The organism is Micromonospora sp. NPDC049044 (genome assembly GCF_040649215.1).
In the GTDB taxonomy this organism is placed as follows: domain Bacteria; phylum Actinomycetota; class Actinomycetes; order Mycobacteriales; family Micromonosporaceae; genus Micromonospora.
The window spans coordinates 75,180-91,648 of sequence record NZ_JBEZFA010000020.1; the positions used below are offsets into that span (position 1 = coordinate 75,180).

Here is a 16,469-nt window from a genome sequence, read left to right on the forward strand (position 1 = left end):
CGAACGCCGGTGGCCGTGGCAACTGGCCTACCGATCGCGCAGGCCAGCCTTTTGCGCCAGCCTAGTTTCGCGCACTAGTGTGCACGCAATCAATCACCGTCCGTGCAGTCACTGGAAGGGCCCCCGCGGTGGACCGGTACGCCAGATGGAACGCCCTGCTCGAGATGCTCACCGACAACGGCCGGGTAAGCGTCGAGGCGGCAGCCGAGCGGCTGGACGTCTCCCAGGCCACCATCCGGCGTGACTTCGACCAGCTCGCCCAGCAGCAGATGATCACCAGGACCCGGGGCGGTGCGGTTGCGAACGGCGTGTCGTACGACCTGCCGCTGCGCTACAAGACAGCCAAGCACTCGGCGGAGAAGCAGCGGATCGGCGCGGCGGCCGCCGCGCTCGTCGCGCCGGGCACCGTGGTCGGTCTCAACGGCGGCACCACGAGCACCGAGGTGGCCAGGGCGCTCGCCGTCCGGCCGGACCTGAACACCAACGCCGAGGGCGCCCAGCTCACCGTGGTGACAAACGCGCTCAACATCGCCAACGAGCTGCTGGTCCGGTCGCGGATGAAGGTGGTGGTGGCCGGCGGGGTGGTGCGCCCGAAGTCGTTCGAACTCGTCGGCCCGCTGGGTGGGGCGCTGCTGCGCGAGGTCACTCTGGACGTCGCGCTGCTCGGCGTGGACGCCATCGATCCGCAGCTCGGTGCCGCCGCCCACCACGAGGGGGAGGCCGCGATGAACAACCTGATGGTGGCCCGCGCCAAACGCGTGGTGATCATCGCGGACTCGTCCAAGCTGGGGGCTCACGCCTTCGCGCGGATCTGTCCGGTCGAGCGGGTCGAGACGCTGGTGACCGATTCCGGTGCCGCGCCGGAGGTGGTGGAGTCGTTCCGCGCCGCCGGCGTACAGGTCATTTGCGCCTGAGTGGTCACGCTACGTCAATGAATTAACCCCTGCGGCGCGTCGATGCATGCCGGGCATTGTGTGCGCCTGCATACCGCGTATGGTGTCGGCTGTCACGCCCACCCATCGGGGGAGGTGCAGCTTGCCAGCTGTCCTGGAGATCGAAGGTCTACGTAAGACGTACAAGAGTCGTCGACGCGGCACCCGCAACGCGCTCGACGGCTTCGACATGCGGGTCGACGCGGGGCAGGTGCACGGCTTCCTGGGTCCCAACGGGTCCGGCAAGACCACCACGCTGCGTACCCTGCTCGGCCTGATCCGACCCGACGGCGGCCGGATGGCGCTGCTCGGGCACGAGGTGCCCGACGCGCTGCCCGCGGTCGCCGGCCAGGTCGGCGCGATCGTGGAGAGCCCGCAGTTCTTCCCGCACTTCACCGCACGGGACACGCTGTCCCTGCTGGCCGGGGCGGGCGAGGTGCCGGCCACCCGGGTCGACGAGGTATTGGAACTCGTCGGTTTGCGCGATCGGGCCGGTGAGCGGGTCAAGACGTACTCGCTGGGCATGAAGCAACGCCTCGCGGTGGCCTCGGCCCTGCTGAAGGAACCGAAGCTGCTCATCCTCGACGAGCCGGCAAACGGCCTCGACCCGGGCGGCATCCGGGAGATGCGCACGCTGATGCGCAACCTCGCCGAATCGGGGATGACAGTGGTGCTGTCCAGCCACATCCTCGGCGAGATCCAGCTGATCTGTGACTCGGTCACCATCATCTCGCTCGGTCGACGGGTCGCGTTCGGCCCGGTCGACGAGGTGCTCGCGCAGCACTCGTCGGGTGCGGTCCGGATCCGGTTGGAGGCGGTCAGCGACCTGCCGGCGGCCACCGAGACGCTCACCCGGGCGGGGATCCGGGTGACCGGTCACCCCGACCACCTGATGCTGGCCGGCATCGACAAGCCGGCGTCGGTGACGCGGCTGCTCGCCGAGCAGAACCTCTACGTCAGCGAGTTGGCACCGATCGCCGTCGATCTGGAGAGCGTCTTCCTCGAATTGACCGCCACCGCACCGGTCCCCGGTCAGAACCGGCAGGTCGACGAGTCCATGAAGGTCGGCGGGGCGGGTCAGCCCGGTGCCGCCGCGGGAGGGTGGGGCGCGTGAGCCTCTTTCGTACCGAGCTGCGCCGACTCGCCAAGCGGCGCTTCACCCGCTACATGACGCTGCTCGGCCTGCTGGTGCTGGCCGCGGTGGTGGTCGGCGTGTTCTTCACCAACCAGAAGATCGACGCCGGTCAGCTCGCCAAGGCCGAGCGCCAGGCCGAACAGCAGTACCAGGAGCAGGTGCGCTGGAGCGAGCAGGAGCGGGCCGCCTGTACGCAGGCCAAGGCTTCCGGCGCGCCGAACGACGGCCGCTACCCCGACGACTGCTCGGTGATCACTCCACCGCCGCGGGACCAGATCGAGGCGGAGTGGTTCCTGCCGTCGACGTTCGACTTCCGGAAGACGTTCGACGAGACGCTGGTGCCGTTCGCGGCGATTCTCGCGCTTGTCGGGTTCGTGATCGGCGCGTCCTTCGTCGGGGCCGAGTGGAGCACCGGCGGCATGATGAACCTGCTGCTCTGGCGGCCGAAGCGGCTCACCGTACTGCTCACCAAGCTGGCCGCGCTGCTCACCGGCATCCTGGCGGTGACGCTGCCCGCCGCGGTGCTGTGGTTCGCCGGCTTCTGGGCGGTCGCCAGCTTCCGGGGTAGCACCGAGAAGATGACCTCAGGGGCCTGGCAGTCGTTCGTCCTCACCGGCTTGCGCGGCGTGGCGCTGGTGCTGGTGATCACCACCATCGGCTTCGCGCTGGCCTCGCTGGGCCGGCACACCGCGATGGCCCTCGGCGGTGTCGTGGCGCTCATGGTGGTCGGCCAGTTCGGCCTCGGCATCCTGCTGTCGATGGCGAACGTCAAGTTCGCCGAGGCGTGGTTGCTGCCCACGTATGCGCTGGCCTGGATGACGAAGACGGTGACGTTGAAGGACTGGAACTCCTGTAACGCGACCTACTACGGGGAGTGTGAACCAGCCACGCTGGACATCACCTGGCAGCAGTCGTCGGCGCTGTTCTCGGTCGGGTTGGTGGTGATCCTCGGGGCGGCGCTCTGGGCGATGCGTCGCCGCGACATCTCCTGACGTTCGGCTGCTTCCGACGTTCGGCTGCTTCTGACGTTCGGCTGCGAAGGCCCCCGGCGCGAGTCGGGGGCCTTCGGGTGTCCGGGCACCGCCGCGCCGGCTGCTGCGACAGGGGTCCTCGCTGGCTAGGCTGAGCAGATGTCCGCCGACGCCACCACCCCGGAGCCGTCCACCGACGCTCGTCCGGGCGGCGTCGGCCAGTCCGTGCCGGCTCCCCGGCCCGCTCCGTCGATCGAGACCGCCGACGAGCCGGCGCTGCCGGTCGAGCCGATCGGAACCGCCGACGATTCGGCGCTGCCGGTCGAACCGGTGGATGTCCAGCCGGTCGACCCGGCGGCGGCGTTGACCGAGCGGGAGCGCGCCATCCTCGCCTTCGAGCAGCAGTGGTGGCGACACGCCGGCGCGAAGGAGCAGGCCGTCCGGGACACCTTCGGGGTCTCCTCGACCCGCTACTACCAACTGCTCAACGGGCTGCTTGACAATCCGGCCGCACTCGCCGCCGATCCCGTGCTGATCGGTCGGCTTCGGCGGCTGCGTTCGTCGCGGGCCCGCAACCGTCGCCGCTGAACGCGCTCGCGCCGGTCGTGCCCTTCGCGACCGACCTCGCCGGTTCGTCCCGGTGTCTCCCTGGCTGCCGGGTCCGGCCGCCTGGCCAGCCGGCACACCGCATGGCTGTTGGCCAGGTGGGTAGGCGGGAGATGTTCCGGGGTCGCCAGGCGACCGAGCACCCAGGAGGGGAGCGGAGCATGACGGCAACGAATCAGAGCGGGCGTGCGCAGCAGGCCCGGCAGGAGGCCTCCCGAGTGGGCCACCAGGCCAGCCAGACGGGCGGTCAGGTCGCCCACACCGCCGCCGAACAGGGCGGTCAGGTGGCCGCCGAGGCGCGACGACAAGCCCAGCAGTTGACCGGTCAAGCCACCGGCCAGCTACGTGACCAGGCGCAGACGCAGCAGCGGCGTGCGGCCGACGGTCTGCGCGATCTGGGTCAGAACCTCAGTTCGATGGCCGACCGGGACGGCGATTCCGGACTGGCCGGTCAGGTGGTACGCCGAGCCGGCGACGCCGCCCAGCAGGCCGCGGGGTGGCTCGACGAACGCGAACCCGGTGAGGTGCTCGACGAGGTGCGCAGCTACGCGCGCCAACACCCGGGGACGTTCCTGGCGGGTGCGGCTGTCGCCGGGCTGCTGGTCGGGCGACTCACCCGTGGCCTGACCGCGCCGGCATCCGGCAACGGTGCGAGTGGGAGCGCGGGCGGCGCCCCGCCGGCACCGCAGGGCGCACCAATGGATGCCGGCGAGCAGCCGTACGTCGGGACGGCGCGGGCGCAGAACGTTTCGCCGGCCGGTCGTCCCGAGTCGGACCTGCCCGGTGGGGTGGCACCGTGAGCGCCCCGGAGAAGGAACGCACCCAGGCGTCGGTCGGCGAACTGCTCGGTGACGTGACCCGGGACATGTCGACGCTGGTGCGCAAGGAGGTCGAGCTAGCCAAGGCCGAGCTGCGCGAGGAGGTCAGCCAGGCGGGCAAGGCCGGCGGCATGTTCGGCGGTGCGGGGCTCGCCGGGTTCCTGGCCGTGCTGTTCGTGTCGTACGCGGTGTGGTGGGGGCTGTCCAACGCGATGGACCAGGGATGGGCGGCGCTGATCGTCGCGGTTCTCTGGGCGGCCGTCGCCGGCGGTCTCTTCCTCAACGCGCGGACCCAGCTGAAGCGCGCGCGTGCCGTACTGCCCCGGACGAAGCAGACCGCCCGGGACTTGCCGGACGCCCTGCGGGGTCGGTGAACGAGTCGGGAGGAGACAACTCATGTCCAGTGATCCGGACCGGATCCGGCGGGAGATCGAGACCACCCGCAACGAGTTGAGCAGTGACGTCGACGCCCTGACCGACAAGGTCAACCCGCGTCGGATCGCCGGTGACAGCGTCGGGCAGGCGCGCGGCGCGCTCACCCGAGCGAAGGAGAAGATGATGGGCAGCTCGAGTCACATGGGGCAGGAGGCCAGCCAGCGGATGTCGCACGCGACCGGCGCGGTACGTGACGAGACCCGGTCGCTCGGGCAACAGTCCCGCGAGCAGGCCCAGGGCAACCCACTGGCCGCCGGTCTGGTCGCGTTCGGTGTCGGTCTGCTGGCCGCCTCGCTGATCCCGCCGAGCGGGCGGGAGCGGCAACTCGCCGGCCGGGCCCGCGGCATGGTCAGTGAGCACTCCGACCAGCTTCGCCAACAGGCGAGCCAGGTCGGCCACCAGATGCAGGACAACCTGCGCGGGCCCGCGCAGCAGGCGGCACAGTCGGTGCGGTCAAGCGCCCAGCAGGGAGTGTCAGCGGTACGCGACCAGGGCCGCTCGGCCGCCGGTCAGGTGCAGGGGGAAACCCATGCGGCGGCTGATGATCTCCGGCAGCGCTGACCCGGTCGGCGCGGCGGGGTCGGCGCCGGTGATGCGGGTGCGATCCGCGTCCGCGCCGGCCCCGGGTCGGCCGGTCAACGAGGACCTGGTGTTCCAGATCGGGCCGCTTGTCGGTGTCCTCGACGGTGCGACGGTGCCGGAGGGTTTCGACACCGGCTGCGTGCACGGGCCGGAGTGGTACGTCCGGCACCTCGCCGCCCGGCTCGCCGTGGCGGAGGCGGTCCGTCCGGCGGCCCGGCTGACCAGCAACCTGGCCGCCGCGATCCTCGCGGTCCGCGCCGACCACGGTGAGCAGTGCGACCTCGACCATCCCGGCACCCCGTCCAGCACCGTGTGCCTCCTGCGCGACTGCGGCGATCAGGTCGACTACCTGGTGCTCTGCGACAGCCCGCTGGTGCTGGACTGCGGCGGTCAGGTCAGCGTGGTGACCGACGACCGGTTGGACGCCTCGATCGCGGAGCTGCGGGAGACGGTCGCCATGGTGCCGGGCGGGGCCGTGGACCCGGTCACCCGTTTCCGGCACGCCGTGAGCGTCCAGCGGGAGCGGATGAACCGTACCCACGGCTACTGGGTCGCGGCGGCCGATCCGGACGCGGCCTTCCACGCGGTGACCGGCACCCTGCCCCGGCACGGGGCGACGGCGCTGCGCCGGGCGGCGCTGCTCAGCGACGGCGCGTCAAGCGCTGTGGAGCAGTTCGGGTTGACCGACTGGCCCGGCCTGCTGGACCTGCTGAGCGCGGACGGGCCGGGCGCGTTGCTCGACCGGGTCCGGGCCGCCGAGCGTGACCACCCCGACCGGTTGCGCAGGCACAAGCCCACCGACGACGCGTCTGTGGTGTTCTGCGAGTTCGGGCCGGCGGTTTGAGCCTCTTACACCCGGTCGGGTGACAACAGAGCGTGATGCGGAACACCCCGCCCGCCCGACCGGCCGGTACCGCTGTCCGGACCGCCAGTGGATGGCCGATAGGGTGGACTTCGGCCGATGAGCGCGGCAGACTGCGGCACGTGGCGGGTGCGGTCCGGCTGGAGCCGGTGGACGAGCAGAACCTGGAGCCGTTGCTCTCCGTAGCGGCTGCCGAGGCGGAGCCTAGCGATGTGATGCCTCCGGTCGAGGCCCCCGCCGGCTGGTCGCTCGCCCGCCGAGAGGCGTTTCGGGAGTTCCATCGGGCCAGCTTCGGCGGGCTGGACGGCCCGACCCGTTCGCAGATGTACGCGATCCTCGTCGGCGGCGAGGTGCTGGGTATGGTCAGGATGACGCGCTGTGACGAGCCCGGCACTGTGGAGACCGGCCTGTGGCTCGGACGCTCAGCGCGCGGGCAGGGGATCGGGGCGGCGGCGCTGCGGGAGTTGCTGAACGCCGCCGCTCGGGCCGGCATGCGGGTGGTGGTCGCCGAAACGACGCCGGACAACTTCGGCGCGGTCGCCGTATTGCAGAAGTGTGGCGCGAAATTGTACGAGGCCGACGGCAAGGTGCGCGCCGAGATCTGTCTCGACTCGACACTGCCCACACTCTGAGGTGTCCCGGTCTGCCCCGGTCCGGTCGGCGGCGACCGCAGGGTCACCGCCGACCGCTCTCGACTTAGGCCGGTACGCGGACGATGTCGTAGTCGGTGCTCGGCGTCGACTCCACGTCGAACCTGCCGTTCACCACGTACAGCGCCGAACCGAGCAGGTCGCCGGTGGCCGGTGAGCGCAGCTGCGGACCGGTGATCTCCCGCTGCACCGTCCCGGAGGTGTAACCGGCGTTGAGTCGGACCACAGCTATGACGTTCGTCAGGTTCCGGATCACGTACAGGGTGCGACCGCGTAGCACCAGCCCGTCGGCCCGGTCCACCGAGTAGCCGCCCAGGTCGAAGACGCGGCTGGCACCGGTGCGCGGGTCGACGCGGACGAGTTGCCCGATGAGCATCTGCGCGACAAGCAGGTCGCCGTCCGGAAGCGCCGCGATTCCGTTGTTGAACGCGTCAGGTGTCGCCCCCGGACCGGTGAGGGGCAGCACCCGGACGGCGGCCGGGGCAGGCAGGTGGCCACCCTGGCCGAGCGGCACCACGTACAGCACGGGTCGGGTGGAGTCGGTGAAGTAGACCGCCCGGTCGGTGATCACCAGGTCGTTGACCAGGCTGTTGGGGTCGGTGGTGAACTGGTAGTGGGCCAGCCTGGCGCCGCTGCCCGGGTCGTACACGCTGGCTCCACCGCCGGTGAAGTCGGCGGTCCAGAGCCGGCCCCTCGGGTCGATCTTGAGCCCTGCCTTGGCGGTGCCGGGCGTGCCGGGGATCAGCACCGAGCCGCGCCCGGTGCGTAGGTCACCGCGCCACACCGCGCCGTCCAGGACGGACCCGACGTACACGGTCGTCCCCCGACCGATCGTCAGCCCTTCCGGGGTGAAACCGTCGGGCAGGGCGATCCGGGCCGGGAACGGCTTCGCCGGTTGGGCGGCCGCCGACGCACCGACAGTGGCCAGTGTCGCCGCCGCGACCAGCGGGGTGAGGAGGAGGGACAGCAGTTTGCGCAACGGACACCGCCTGACGTCCAGGTGGAGGACTCCACAGAGGAATGTGACGCCCTAATAACACTCCGAGACCGCCAAAAGGTTGGGAACGGTGTTCAGCCCCGGCGGGCGGCGTACCCGGCGAGCGCGGCGACCTGGGCCGGGTCCAACGACGGGCGCACCCGGGCCCGTGCCGTCGCCACGTGCCCGGCGGTGACAGTGGCGGCGGCAAGTGACTCCCGCATCGCGGCCAGCGCCGCCTCCCGGACCAGCGCCGCGCAGTCCGCCGCGGAGAAGCCGGTCAGCTCGTCGCCGAGGGCCGTGAGGTCGACGTCCGGCGCCAGCGGCACCTGCCGGGACGCGGCTCGCAGGATCTCCGCGCGGGCGGGTCCGTCCGGCGGTGGCACGTAGACCAGCCGCTCCAACCGGCCCGGCCGCAGCAGCGCCGGGTCGACCAGGTCGGGGCGGTTGGTGGCACCGACCACCACCACGTTGCGCAGCGTCTCCACCCCGTCCAACTCGGTGAGCAGCGCGGCGACCACCCGGTCCGTGGTGCCCCCGTCGGTGGCCTGGCCGCGCACCGGCGCCAGGGCGTCCACCTCGTCCAGGAAGATCAGGGTGGGGGCCGCCTCCCGGGCCCGACGGAACAGTTCGCGGACCGCCCGTTCGCTCTCGCCGACCCACTTGGAGAGCAGTTCCGCGCCCTTCACCGACAGCACGTTGGCCCGCCCGGACCCGGCGAGCGCGGTGACCAGATAGGTCTTGCCGCAGCCCGGTGGCCCGTAGAGCAGCACACCGCGGGGCGGCTGCACCCCGAGCCGGGCGAAGGTGTCCGGGTAGGTCAACGGCCACAGCACCGACTCGGTGAGCGTCTGCTTGACCTCGTCCAGGCCACCCACGTCGTCAAGGGTCACCGACGCCAGATCCAGGGTCGAGGCCGCCATCGTGGTCGGCCGGACCACCTCCCGGGCGGCGGTGAAGTCCGCCATCGACACCGTCGGCGTCTCGGCGGACTTCTGCCGCAACGCCGCGCGTACCCCGGCCTCCCGGACCAGCGCGGCCAGGTCCGCCGCGACGAACCCGGGGGTACGCGCGGCCACCTCGTCCAACCGGACGTCTTCGGCGAGCGGCACCTGCCGGGTCAGCACTGTGAGCTGTTCGCGGCGTAACGCCTGGTCGGGAAGCGGAATGCTGATCCGCAGCGACAGCAGATCGGGTGCGCGCAGCCCGGGGTCGACCGCCTCCGGTCGGCCGGTTGCGCAGACCACCGCGACACCGGCCCGGACACACTCGGCGAGCACCTGGCGGAACACAGTCGCCACCGGACCGGGGTGCTCCGCCGGTGCGAGCGCTTCGACGTCGCTGACCAGCAGCACCGCCGGCCCGCCGGCTCGGGCCGCCGTCGCCGCGGCCCGCAACCGGTCGGCGGCGGCCTGGTTCGTCGACGCGGCCACCTCGGGTGCCCACAGCGGGTGGACGCGGGCTCCCACCCGAGCGGCAACGGCCCGGACCAGCGCCGACTTGCCGGAGCCGGCCGGACCGACGAGCAGCACCCCCAGCGAGACGGCGGTGCCCAACCGGCCCAACACCTCCCGGTGGTGGAAGCCGAGGTCGAGCAGTTCGGTCAACTCCTCGGCCTGGGGCCGCAATCCGGGCAGCTCGTCCACGTCCGGTGGGTCGTCGGGCTGGTCCACCGCCGGGGCCGCGTCGTCCGTCCGGGACGGCCGCGTCCACCCGGCGTCGACCGGGGCAGGTCCGCCGTGGGTGACCGGGCCGTGCTCCCAGCCGACCACCGTGTCCATCGTGACAAGCGCGCCGACGGCCGGCTCGACGGTCCGAACGGTCAGCAGAGTGCTGGTCCAGGCGACACCGACGGTGTTGGCGAGGCTGCGCCGAGCCGCCTCGACCAGGCTGCGCACCGAGGCGTCCGGCAGCACGTCCTGGGGCAGCAGCGACACGTCGTCTCCGGCGGTGAGCACCTTGCCCAGCAGAGCCAGCCGGAGCATCTCCGGACTCACCGCCGCGACCACCTCCACCGGCCCGGCCAGGATGACCCGGGTCGCCGGCACCAGCGGCACCGGGCCGACCCGCACCTGGGCGCCGTCGCGTACGCCCAGGTTTCCCAGGGTCAGGTCGTCCGCGTACAGCAGGGCGCTGCTCGCGCCCGGTGCGGCGGTCGCCACGATCCCCGCCGTCTCCCGGCGGCCGGCGAGCCGGACCGGGTCGCCGGGCCGCAGTCCCAGCGCGGTGAGCGCCTCCGGATGCAGCCGTACGATGCCCCGTCGGGCGTCCAGCGCGGCCGGTCGTAGGCTCGCCGTCAAGGTCAGGTCGGGTTGTGCCACCGCCCGACCGTAGCCGCCGCCGGCCAGCCCCACCGGTCAGCGCCGCGGATCCAACTCGTCCAACAACGACGGGTCCTGCCGGATCAGCTCGGCCAACCGGGCCGCCGGGTCCGGGGTCAACGCGTCCGGGCCGGGCGCCCACTCGGGGACCGTCCGGCCGGACAGCGGCCAGGCCGGCGGGGGTTCCACCGGCGCCGCCGGGGGCACCGGCCCGACCGTGACGGCCGGCCCGTCCCAGCAGACCCGCATCGGGTACGTCCGCCCCTCATGCTGCACCTGCACTGTCACCGCCAGCCCGGGATGGCTGCCGACGACCTGGCGGACCGCCTCGGCCACCTCCTCGACCGGCCCCCATCCGGCCACCTCGCCCGGCGAGTCCGCCCCCGCGTGCCGGGGATCGTGGCGCCCCGACCCGGCGCTGCGGACGTCGTCCGGACCGGGACCGGACGGCCCCGGCGGTGACGCGCTGACGTCACGCTCGTTGGCCAGCCGGCGCCGCGCCTCCTCGCGCCGGGCCAGTCGGGCCAGCGTCTCGTCCAGGTCGCCCCTCACCAGATCACCCCTTCCCGCACGCTCGGAGCCGGTCGGCTCAGGCCTGTCTGTCCCGGGTGGCACGTTCCAGCGCGCGGTCCAGGACGACAAGCAGGGCGTCCCGTACCGAGAGCCGGTCCCGGGCGTCGAACTGCACAAGTGGCACGTGGTCACCGATGGCCAGGGCCCAGCGGATCTCACCGAGTTCCAGGGCCAACCGTCCGTCGAAGGCGTTGACCCCGACCACGAACGGCAGGCCGGCCCGTTCGAAGAAGTCGATGGCGGGGAAGCAGTCGTCGAGTCGGGCGCTGTCCACCACCACCAGCGCACCGAGTGCCCCGCGGGCGAGGTCCTCCCACATGAAGCCGAACCGGGCCTGCCCGGGCGTGCCGAACAGGTAGAGCTTCAGACTGCGGTCGATGGTCACGCAGCCGAAGTCCATCGCCACAGTCGTGGTGGTCTTGTTGGAACGGATACCCGGATCGTCCACGCCGATCCCGGCGCTTGTCATCTCGGCCTCGGTGGTCAGGGGAGCGATCTCGGAGATCGCACCCACTGTGGTGGTCTTACCCACCCCGAAGCCACCGGCCACCAGGATCTTGACCGGGATCGGCGGTGCCGCCGGCCTACCGACCGGCGGCACGGACGCCCCCGCGCCGGACGGCGGCTGGTACGGCGGAGGCGGCAGTCCGGCCCGTCCGACTGCCGGCCCAGCGGGCACGGCGTACCGGGCGGCGGCGCTGTTTGCGGCGACCCCGCCGAGCGGGGCGACCGGCCATTCAGGAGATCGCACGAAGTCCATCAATCACTCGCAGGATGAGGTCGGGGTCGGCGGCGTCGTTGGTGTCGGTGACGTGCACGTCCAGGTGTCCGGCCGCCCGTAGGTCGCCGACCAGGACCCGCGTCACGCCCAGGTGCAGCCGGGCGCGGGCCGAGATCTCGGCGACCGAGATCGGTGCGGCGCAGAGCGCGATGATCGCCTGGGATTCCGGTGCCAGCAGGGCGCCGGGCGGGCCCGTCGGCCAGCCGCCGTCCATCCGGGCGGTCACCTGCGTCTCCAGCCCGATCGCCGGGTCGGCACCCGCCACCCGTCCGGAGGTGAGCACGAACGGCCGGGGACCGGCGGGCCGACACTCCTCCGGCTCCGGCTCCGTGAACGCCGGCACCACCACCTCGCCCGCGTCGGTGGGGGGCGGCGTGTGCAGGTACGGGCGGACCCGGGCCCTCGGTTCCGGGTCCGGATCCTCACCGGCGACGTCGGCTGTCACTGCTGAACGGCGTTCTTCAACTCGACGATCAGCCGCGGGGTCAGGGCACCACCGGCCCGCCCGGCGAAGAGCGTCATCTCGTACGCGACGGTGCCCAGGTTGGCCGACCGGTCGGCGACCACCCCGAGCACGGAACCGCTGCTGATCGCGCTGATCAGCAGGTAGCCGTCGGCCATGTCGACGATCACCCGGTTCAAGCCACCGAGCGCGTACCAACTGGCCGCCCCACCGGCGAGACTCGTCATCCCGGAGACCACAGCGGCCAACCGCTCCGCGTTGGACCGGTCCTTGATCGCCGACATGGCCATCAGCAGGCCGTCCGAGGAGACCGCGATCGCCTCCAGCACCCCGGCCGTGCCGGAGGTGAAGGAGTCCAGCAGCCAGTTGAACGTACGGGCCTCCGGGCTGAGGTCCCCGCTGGCGCCGGTCTGGCTCTGGTCGACGTTGTCGTGCAGGAAGGGACTGGTCACCGTGATGATCCTTCTTCGTTCCGGCGGTCGGGGCCGACTTCGAGGAGGGCACGGGCAACGCCCTCCTCGAACTCGTTGATGCGCTTGCGGACCTCGGCCGGGTCACCGAGGTGCGTGCTGGGTGGCTGACAGGCCGGGACGACAGTGAGGTTCGCCCCCGGCACCCGTCGGTTCAGTAGGGACCGACCCGGGACGGTGTCGGACGGACCGGCACCACCGGTCACCGTAGGGCCGGCGCCCCCCGGTGCGCTCGGCAGGTCGACAGTGTTCAATTCGGCCCGGCGTACCCCGGCCTGGAACGCCTCGACAAGCGCCTGGGCGGCAGCGGGGTCCGCGTCGGTCGCGTCCACCGGCCGGGTCGGGTTGGCGGTGGCGTGCAGGCTTGCTCCCGGCACCCGCTGCCGGACCCGCGGCGTGGTCGGTGTGCCAGCCGGTTCCGACTCCTCGACGACGGGGGTGGTCTGCTGTTGCTGGCCGCCGAACGCGTTCCAGGACGGGCTGGTCTCCAGGCTGCGGGTGGCCCGGCTGAGCAGGTCCGAGTCGAAGCGGGCCGCTTCGTCGACGGCCGCTGTGATGGCCCGCGCGGCGCGCTGGGATGCGGCTGCCGTACGCCGGTCCCGCTCCGGCACCGAGGCTCGGGCGACTGCGCTCCCGGCCGGGTCGGCGCGGCGAAGCACCAGCGACGTCGATGGGATCTCCAGGTGTGCGGTCACCCCGCCGCCGCCGGTGGCGGCCAGGCCCACCTCCCAGCCGTGGCGGCGGGCCAACCGGCCCACCACGAAGAGACCGAGCACCTCGGTCGGTGCCAGGTCGAGTCGTTCCCGGCGGGTGAGCCGGGCGTTCTCCTCGGCCAGCCGTTGCTCAGCCATGCCGATGCCGTGGTCCACCACGGTGATCCGGGCGCCGAGGCCGGAGGCGTCGGCGGCCACCAGTACGCGGGTGTGCGGTGGGGAGAAGGCTGTGGCGTTCTCCATGAGTTCGGCAAGCGCCAGGATGAGGTCGCCGACCACCGCCGGCGCGGCCGAGATGCCCGCCGGCACCCGCACCTCGACCCGGGTGTAGTCCTCGATCTCGCCGAGCGCCAACCGGACCACGTCGGCAAGCGGCACCGGCGCGGTGTGGGCGTCGGCGCCGGCCGAACCGGAGAGCACCACAAGGCTGCCGGCGTTGCGCCGCAACCGGCTGGAGATGTGGTCGAGCCGGTACAGGTGTTCCAGTCGGCCCGGGTCGGCCTCCTGCTGCTCCAACCGGTCGATCAGCGCGAGTTGCCGGCCCACCAGGTTCTGGGTTCGCCGCCCGACGTGGCCGAACATCTGCGCCACGTTGCGTCGGCCGGCGACCTGCCGTTCGACCAGCCGGGCGGCGGTGTTCTGCACCCGGTCGAAGGCCCGCGCCAGGTCACCGATCTCGTCGTTGGCCCGGATGTCGACGGGTTCCAGCCGGACCGGTTGCGGGCTCTCCCCCTCGTCGTCGGTGACCCGGACCAGCTCCGCCTCGGCGACCCGGGCGACCCGGTCGGCCGAGCGGGTGAGTCGGGTAAGCGGTCGGGCCACCGTCCGCGCCACCGCCACGCTGAGCAGCACCACAAGCGCCAGGATCAGCGCCGCGGCGGCCCCGACCAGGTACGCGGCGGTGAGCGCCCGCCGCTGCTCTGCGGTGACCTCGGTGAGCACGTCGGCGACCAGCTTCTTCTCCACGAACTGACCGAGTCGGATCATCGTGCGGACGGCCGGGAAGAGCGCCTCCATCGGCACCGGGCGGACCGCGGCGGCCGGGTCCCGGGCACTCCTGAGCAGGAAGTCGGGGCTGGTACGCGCGGCCACGGCCGCGTCGTTGAGCTGGGCCACCGTGAGCTGCTCGGGCGTGATCAGGCTTCGGTAGCGTTGGTTGTCGACCATCAGCGCGGCGATGCACGCCACATATCCGGCGGTGGTGTCCGGGTTGCCGATCGCCTTGACCAGCAGGCTCAGGGTGGCGCAGGTGCCCAGGCCCTCGTCGGCGCGGAGCAGCCCGTCGAGGGCGAGCACCTGCCGGCCCGCCAACGTGTCGGTGTCCACTCCGATGACGAGCTGCAACGACTCGATGATCCCCTTGTTGACCGGGCCGAAAGCATCCATCACCTGACCCGGGTTGGCGGTCCGGGCCAGCACTGCCGTCCGCAGGTCGACGAGGTTGGACACCGCGTTGAGGGCGCGGTCGACCCGATCGGTGAACGCGTCGCCGCGCTCCGCCCGAAGGTCCGCCACCCGGTCGTCCACGTCGGCGGACTTACGGACCAGCTCACTGCCCTCGACCCGGCCGAGCAGGAAACCGACGGAGAGGATGCGCTCCTGCTGAAGGTCCTGGACCAGGCTGCCGACCCGACTGGCGAGTCGTACCCGCTCGGCGGTGTCGCCGGCCCGCTGCGCCGCGTTCACCCGGTCGAGCATCACGGGCACGGCCAGGCCGATCATGCTGAGCAGTGGGATCACCACGAGCAGCGCGAGCTTGCCGCGGATCCGGAGCCTACCGAGCAGCATCGAAGGCCCCCCACTGCGCGGGCTCCGCGTCGCGGGCCGCGCCGGCCGGTTGCAGCCCGAGCGGGTCGCCTGGCACCGGTTGCCACGATTCGGCAGGTGACGGGATGTCGCCGCTCTCCGCGTGGGTCGCCGCCATCGCCGCCCGGCGTCGGGCCCGGCCACGGGCGGCGACAAGCAGCGCGGCGAGCCAGCCCAGCAGGAGCACGGCGAGCGCCCCGGCCGCGCCGATCAGCCAGCGGTCCCGGTCGAACCCGTCGATGCGCTCGACGAGCAGGGCGTCCAGCTCGGCGAGGATGACCGGCTGAAGTTGACGGGCCGCGCGGTGCGTGTTGAGTGCGGCGGTTCTCAGCTGACCGGGGTCCAACACAGTTGTGCCAGTGGTCGGGGTGGAGGACGCGGCAAGGGCCTCCACCGAGCGCTGATAGGTGTCAAGTGGGGTCAGCACGTTGGCACCGAGGTCGGTGCTCTCCGAGCCGTCCACGGCGGAGCGCAGGTTGTCGACGAGGTCACCGGCGGGTGCCAGGGCGGTCACCCGCAGACCGGTCAGCTCCATCAGGCCGCGGGGTTGCTCGGCGGCTGGCCGCCGGGAGACAAGCGTGCCCAGGTCGGCGAGCCGGCCGGCGGCCACCACCGCCTCGGGTAGTTCCTGGCCGGCGCTGTCCTGGAGGAAGAAGGAGTCGGCGACGGGGTCGCGGACCAGCCCGGAACTCTCCCGAACCTTGCGGTGCAGGGCCAGCAGCAGGTCCGAGGCCTCGCCGTACGCCGTGTAGGCGGACTCCGGGTCGGCGGGGCTGCGCCCGCGCAGTGCCTCCAGCTTGGCTCGCACCCCGGCCCAGCGTTCCTGGCTGAGCAGTTCGGCGCCGATGCGGGCGTCCACCGCGGCGGCCTCCTCGACCGCCCGGTTCAGCGCGTCGCCGGTCACCGGTCGACCGCTGACCGCGGCGGACTGGGCCTCCACCAGGGCGTCGGTGACCGAGCCCAGCGCGGTGAGGTACTGCACGCCGAGTCGTTCCCGGACGGCCAGGGCCCGGTCGTCGGTGGTCTGCCGCCAGGCGGACGTGACGAGCAGCCCCACCGGTGCCAGTAGCGCCCCGATGAGCAGCAGCGGCAGCAGTCGGCCCAGGGTGGACGGACGTCGACGGGCCCGCGGCGCGGGGACTGTCATGGTTGTGTCTCCTCCGGCATGGGGCGCGGATCGGCGCGGCGTCGGGTGGCCCGACAAGTCCCGTGCACCGGACCGGAAAACTAACCGACCCCCCTGCTGGTCAGGCCTTCCTGGACGAGTCAGGTTCGCGTCAGTTCGAGCAATGTCACCATTCGCCCGCGTTCCCGACACGCTCTGTTTCGTCGATGGGTGTGACATGGAGGGATCCAGGTTGATATCTGTGAAAGA

At 72.2% G+C, this 16,469-nt stretch carries 17 protein-coding genes; 9 read left to right on the forward strand and 8 right to left on the reverse strand.

Annotated elements, in window-relative coordinates; all coding sequences use genetic code 11:
- Positions 1–128 precede the first annotated feature (128 nt).
- The 9 genes from AB0B85_RS18410 to AB0B85_RS18450 all read left to right on the forward strand — a co-directional run bounded on the left by AB0B85_RS18410 (position 129) and on the right by AB0B85_RS18450 (position 6,973).
- Entirely contained in the window at positions 129–914 is a 786-nt protein-coding gene (locus AB0B85_RS18410; RefSeq protein ID WP_357408713.1) for a DeoR/GlpR family DNA-binding transcription regulator, read from the forward strand.
- Between the two features lie 121 nt (positions 915–1,035).
- Positions 1,036–2,046: an ATP-binding cassette domain-containing protein gene (locus AB0B85_RS18415; protein WP_357408715.1), complete on the forward strand. Its 1,011-nt coding sequence runs from the start codon at positions 1,036–1,038 to the stop codon at positions 2,044–2,046.
- The gene (locus tag AB0B85_RS18420) at positions 2,043–3,059 is read left to right on the forward strand and encodes an ABC transporter permease subunit (RefSeq protein WP_357408716.1); all 1,017 of its coding nucleotides are present in this window, start codon (positions 2,043–2,045) and stop codon (positions 3,057–3,059) included. The genes AB0B85_RS18415 and AB0B85_RS18420 overlap by 4 nt, the downstream gene beginning before the upstream one ends.
- A 138-nt stretch (positions 3,060–3,197) precedes the next feature.
- Positions 3,198–3,626: a DUF3263 domain-containing protein gene (locus tag AB0B85_RS18425; protein WP_357408718.1), complete on the forward strand. Its 429-nt coding sequence runs from the start codon at positions 3,198–3,200 to the stop codon at positions 3,624–3,626.
- Positions 3,627–3,805: 179 nt separating this feature from the next.
- Positions 3,806–4,444 carry a hypothetical protein gene (locus AB0B85_RS18430; protein WP_357408720.1) on the forward strand — a complete coding sequence of 213 codons (639 nt, stop codon included), beginning with the start codon at positions 3,806–3,808 and terminating at the stop codon, positions 4,442–4,444.
- Positions 4,441–4,836: a phage holin family protein gene (locus AB0B85_RS18435; protein WP_357408722.1), complete on the forward strand. Its 396-nt coding sequence runs from the start codon at positions 4,441–4,443 to the stop codon at positions 4,834–4,836. Before AB0B85_RS18430 ends, AB0B85_RS18435 begins: the two co-directional genes overlap by 4 nt.
- A 22-nt stretch (positions 4,837–4,858) precedes the next feature.
- Positions 4,859–5,458: a DUF3618 domain-containing protein gene (locus tag AB0B85_RS18440; protein WP_357408724.1), complete on the forward strand. Its 600-nt coding sequence runs from the start codon at positions 4,859–4,861 to the stop codon at positions 5,456–5,458.
- Positions 5,427–6,323: a hypothetical protein gene (locus AB0B85_RS18445; RefSeq protein WP_357408726.1), complete on the forward strand. Its 897-nt coding sequence runs from the start codon at positions 5,427–5,429 to the stop codon at positions 6,321–6,323. The genes AB0B85_RS18440 and AB0B85_RS18445 overlap by 32 nt, the downstream gene beginning before the upstream one ends.
- 140 nt (positions 6,324–6,463) lie before the next feature.
- Positions 6,464–6,973, forward strand: a complete 510-nt coding sequence (locus tag AB0B85_RS18450; RefSeq protein WP_357408728.1) for a GNAT family N-acetyltransferase — start codon at positions 6,464–6,466, stop codon at positions 6,971–6,973.
- A gap of 64 nt (positions 6,974–7,037) precedes the next feature.
- Here AB0B85_RS18450 and AB0B85_RS18455 read toward each other — a convergent pair whose 3' ends face one another.
- From AB0B85_RS18455 to AB0B85_RS18490, 8 genes are all read right to left on the reverse strand, one after another.
- Complete coding sequence (locus tag AB0B85_RS18455; RefSeq protein WP_357408730.1) at positions 7,038–7,970, reverse strand: superoxide dismutase; 933 nt, start codon at positions 7,968–7,970, stop codon at positions 7,038–7,040.
- A gap of 92 nt (positions 7,971–8,062) precedes the next feature.
- A complete protein-coding gene (locus tag AB0B85_RS18460) occupies positions 8,063–10,288 on the reverse strand; it encodes an AAA family ATPase (RefSeq protein WP_357408732.1) in 2,226 nt (741 codons plus the stop codon).
- Between the two features lie 36 nt (positions 10,289–10,324).
- On the reverse strand, positions 10,325–10,840 hold the full coding sequence (locus AB0B85_RS18465; protein ID WP_357408734.1) for a hypothetical protein: 516 nt from the start codon (positions 10,838–10,840) through the stop codon (positions 10,325–10,327).
- A 37-nt stretch (positions 10,841–10,877) separates the two neighbouring features.
- Positions 10,878–11,621, reverse strand: coding sequence for an ATP/GTP-binding protein (locus AB0B85_RS18470; RefSeq protein ID WP_357408736.1), 744 nt, complete (start codon positions 11,619–11,621; stop codon positions 10,878–10,880).
- Positions 11,599–12,087 (reverse strand): DUF742 domain-containing protein, encoded by a 489-nt coding sequence (locus tag AB0B85_RS18475; RefSeq protein WP_357408738.1) that lies wholly within the window; start codon positions 12,085–12,087, stop codon positions 11,599–11,601. The genes AB0B85_RS18470 and AB0B85_RS18475 overlap by 23 nt, the downstream gene beginning before the upstream one ends.
- Positions 12,084–12,557 carry a roadblock/LC7 domain-containing protein gene (locus AB0B85_RS18480; RefSeq protein WP_357408740.1) on the reverse strand — a complete coding sequence of 158 codons (474 nt, stop codon included), beginning with the start codon at positions 12,555–12,557 and terminating at the stop codon, positions 12,084–12,086. The genes AB0B85_RS18475 and AB0B85_RS18480 overlap by 4 nt, the downstream gene beginning before the upstream one ends.
- Positions 12,554–15,076 (reverse strand): nitrate- and nitrite sensing domain-containing protein, encoded by a 2,523-nt coding sequence (locus tag AB0B85_RS18485; protein WP_357408742.1) that lies wholly within the window; start codon positions 15,074–15,076, stop codon positions 12,554–12,556. Before AB0B85_RS18485 ends, AB0B85_RS18480 begins: the two co-directional genes overlap by 4 nt.
- Positions 15,063–16,241, reverse strand: a complete 1,179-nt coding sequence (locus AB0B85_RS18490) for a hypothetical protein (RefSeq protein ID WP_357408744.1) — start codon at positions 16,239–16,241, stop codon at positions 15,063–15,065. The genes AB0B85_RS18485 and AB0B85_RS18490 overlap by 14 nt, the downstream gene beginning before the upstream one ends.
- Positions 16,242–16,469: the final 228 nt, after the last annotated feature.

Excerpts from the sequence above, each read along its gene's own strand:
- AB0B85_RS18470 (WP_357408736.1), bottom strand. The coding sequence starts at position 11,621 with ATGGACTTCGTGCGATCTCCTGAATGGCCGGTCGCCCCGCTCGGCGGG.
- AB0B85_RS18440 (WP_357408724.1), top strand. The coding sequence starts at position 4,859 with ATGTCCAGTGATCCGGACCGGATCCGGCGGGAGATCGAGACCACCCGC.
- AB0B85_RS18485 (WP_357408742.1), bottom strand. The coding sequence starts at position 15,076 with ATGCTGCTCGGTAGGCTCCGGATCCGCGGCAAGCTCGCGCTGCTCGTG.
- AB0B85_RS18425 (WP_357408718.1), top strand. The coding sequence starts at position 3,198 with ATGTCCGCCGACGCCACCACCCCGGAGCCGTCCACCGACGCTCGTCCG.
- AB0B85_RS18445 (WP_357408726.1), top strand. The coding sequence starts at position 5,427 with ATGCGGCGGCTGATGATCTCCGGCAGCGCTGACCCGGTCGGCGCGGCG.
- AB0B85_RS18490 (WP_357408744.1), bottom strand. The coding sequence starts at position 16,241 with ATGACAGTCCCCGCGCCGCGGGCCCGTCGACGTCCGTCCACCCTGGGC.
- AB0B85_RS18430 (WP_357408720.1), top strand. The coding sequence starts at position 3,806 with ATGACGGCAACGAATCAGAGCGGGCGTGCGCAGCAGGCCCGGCAGGAG.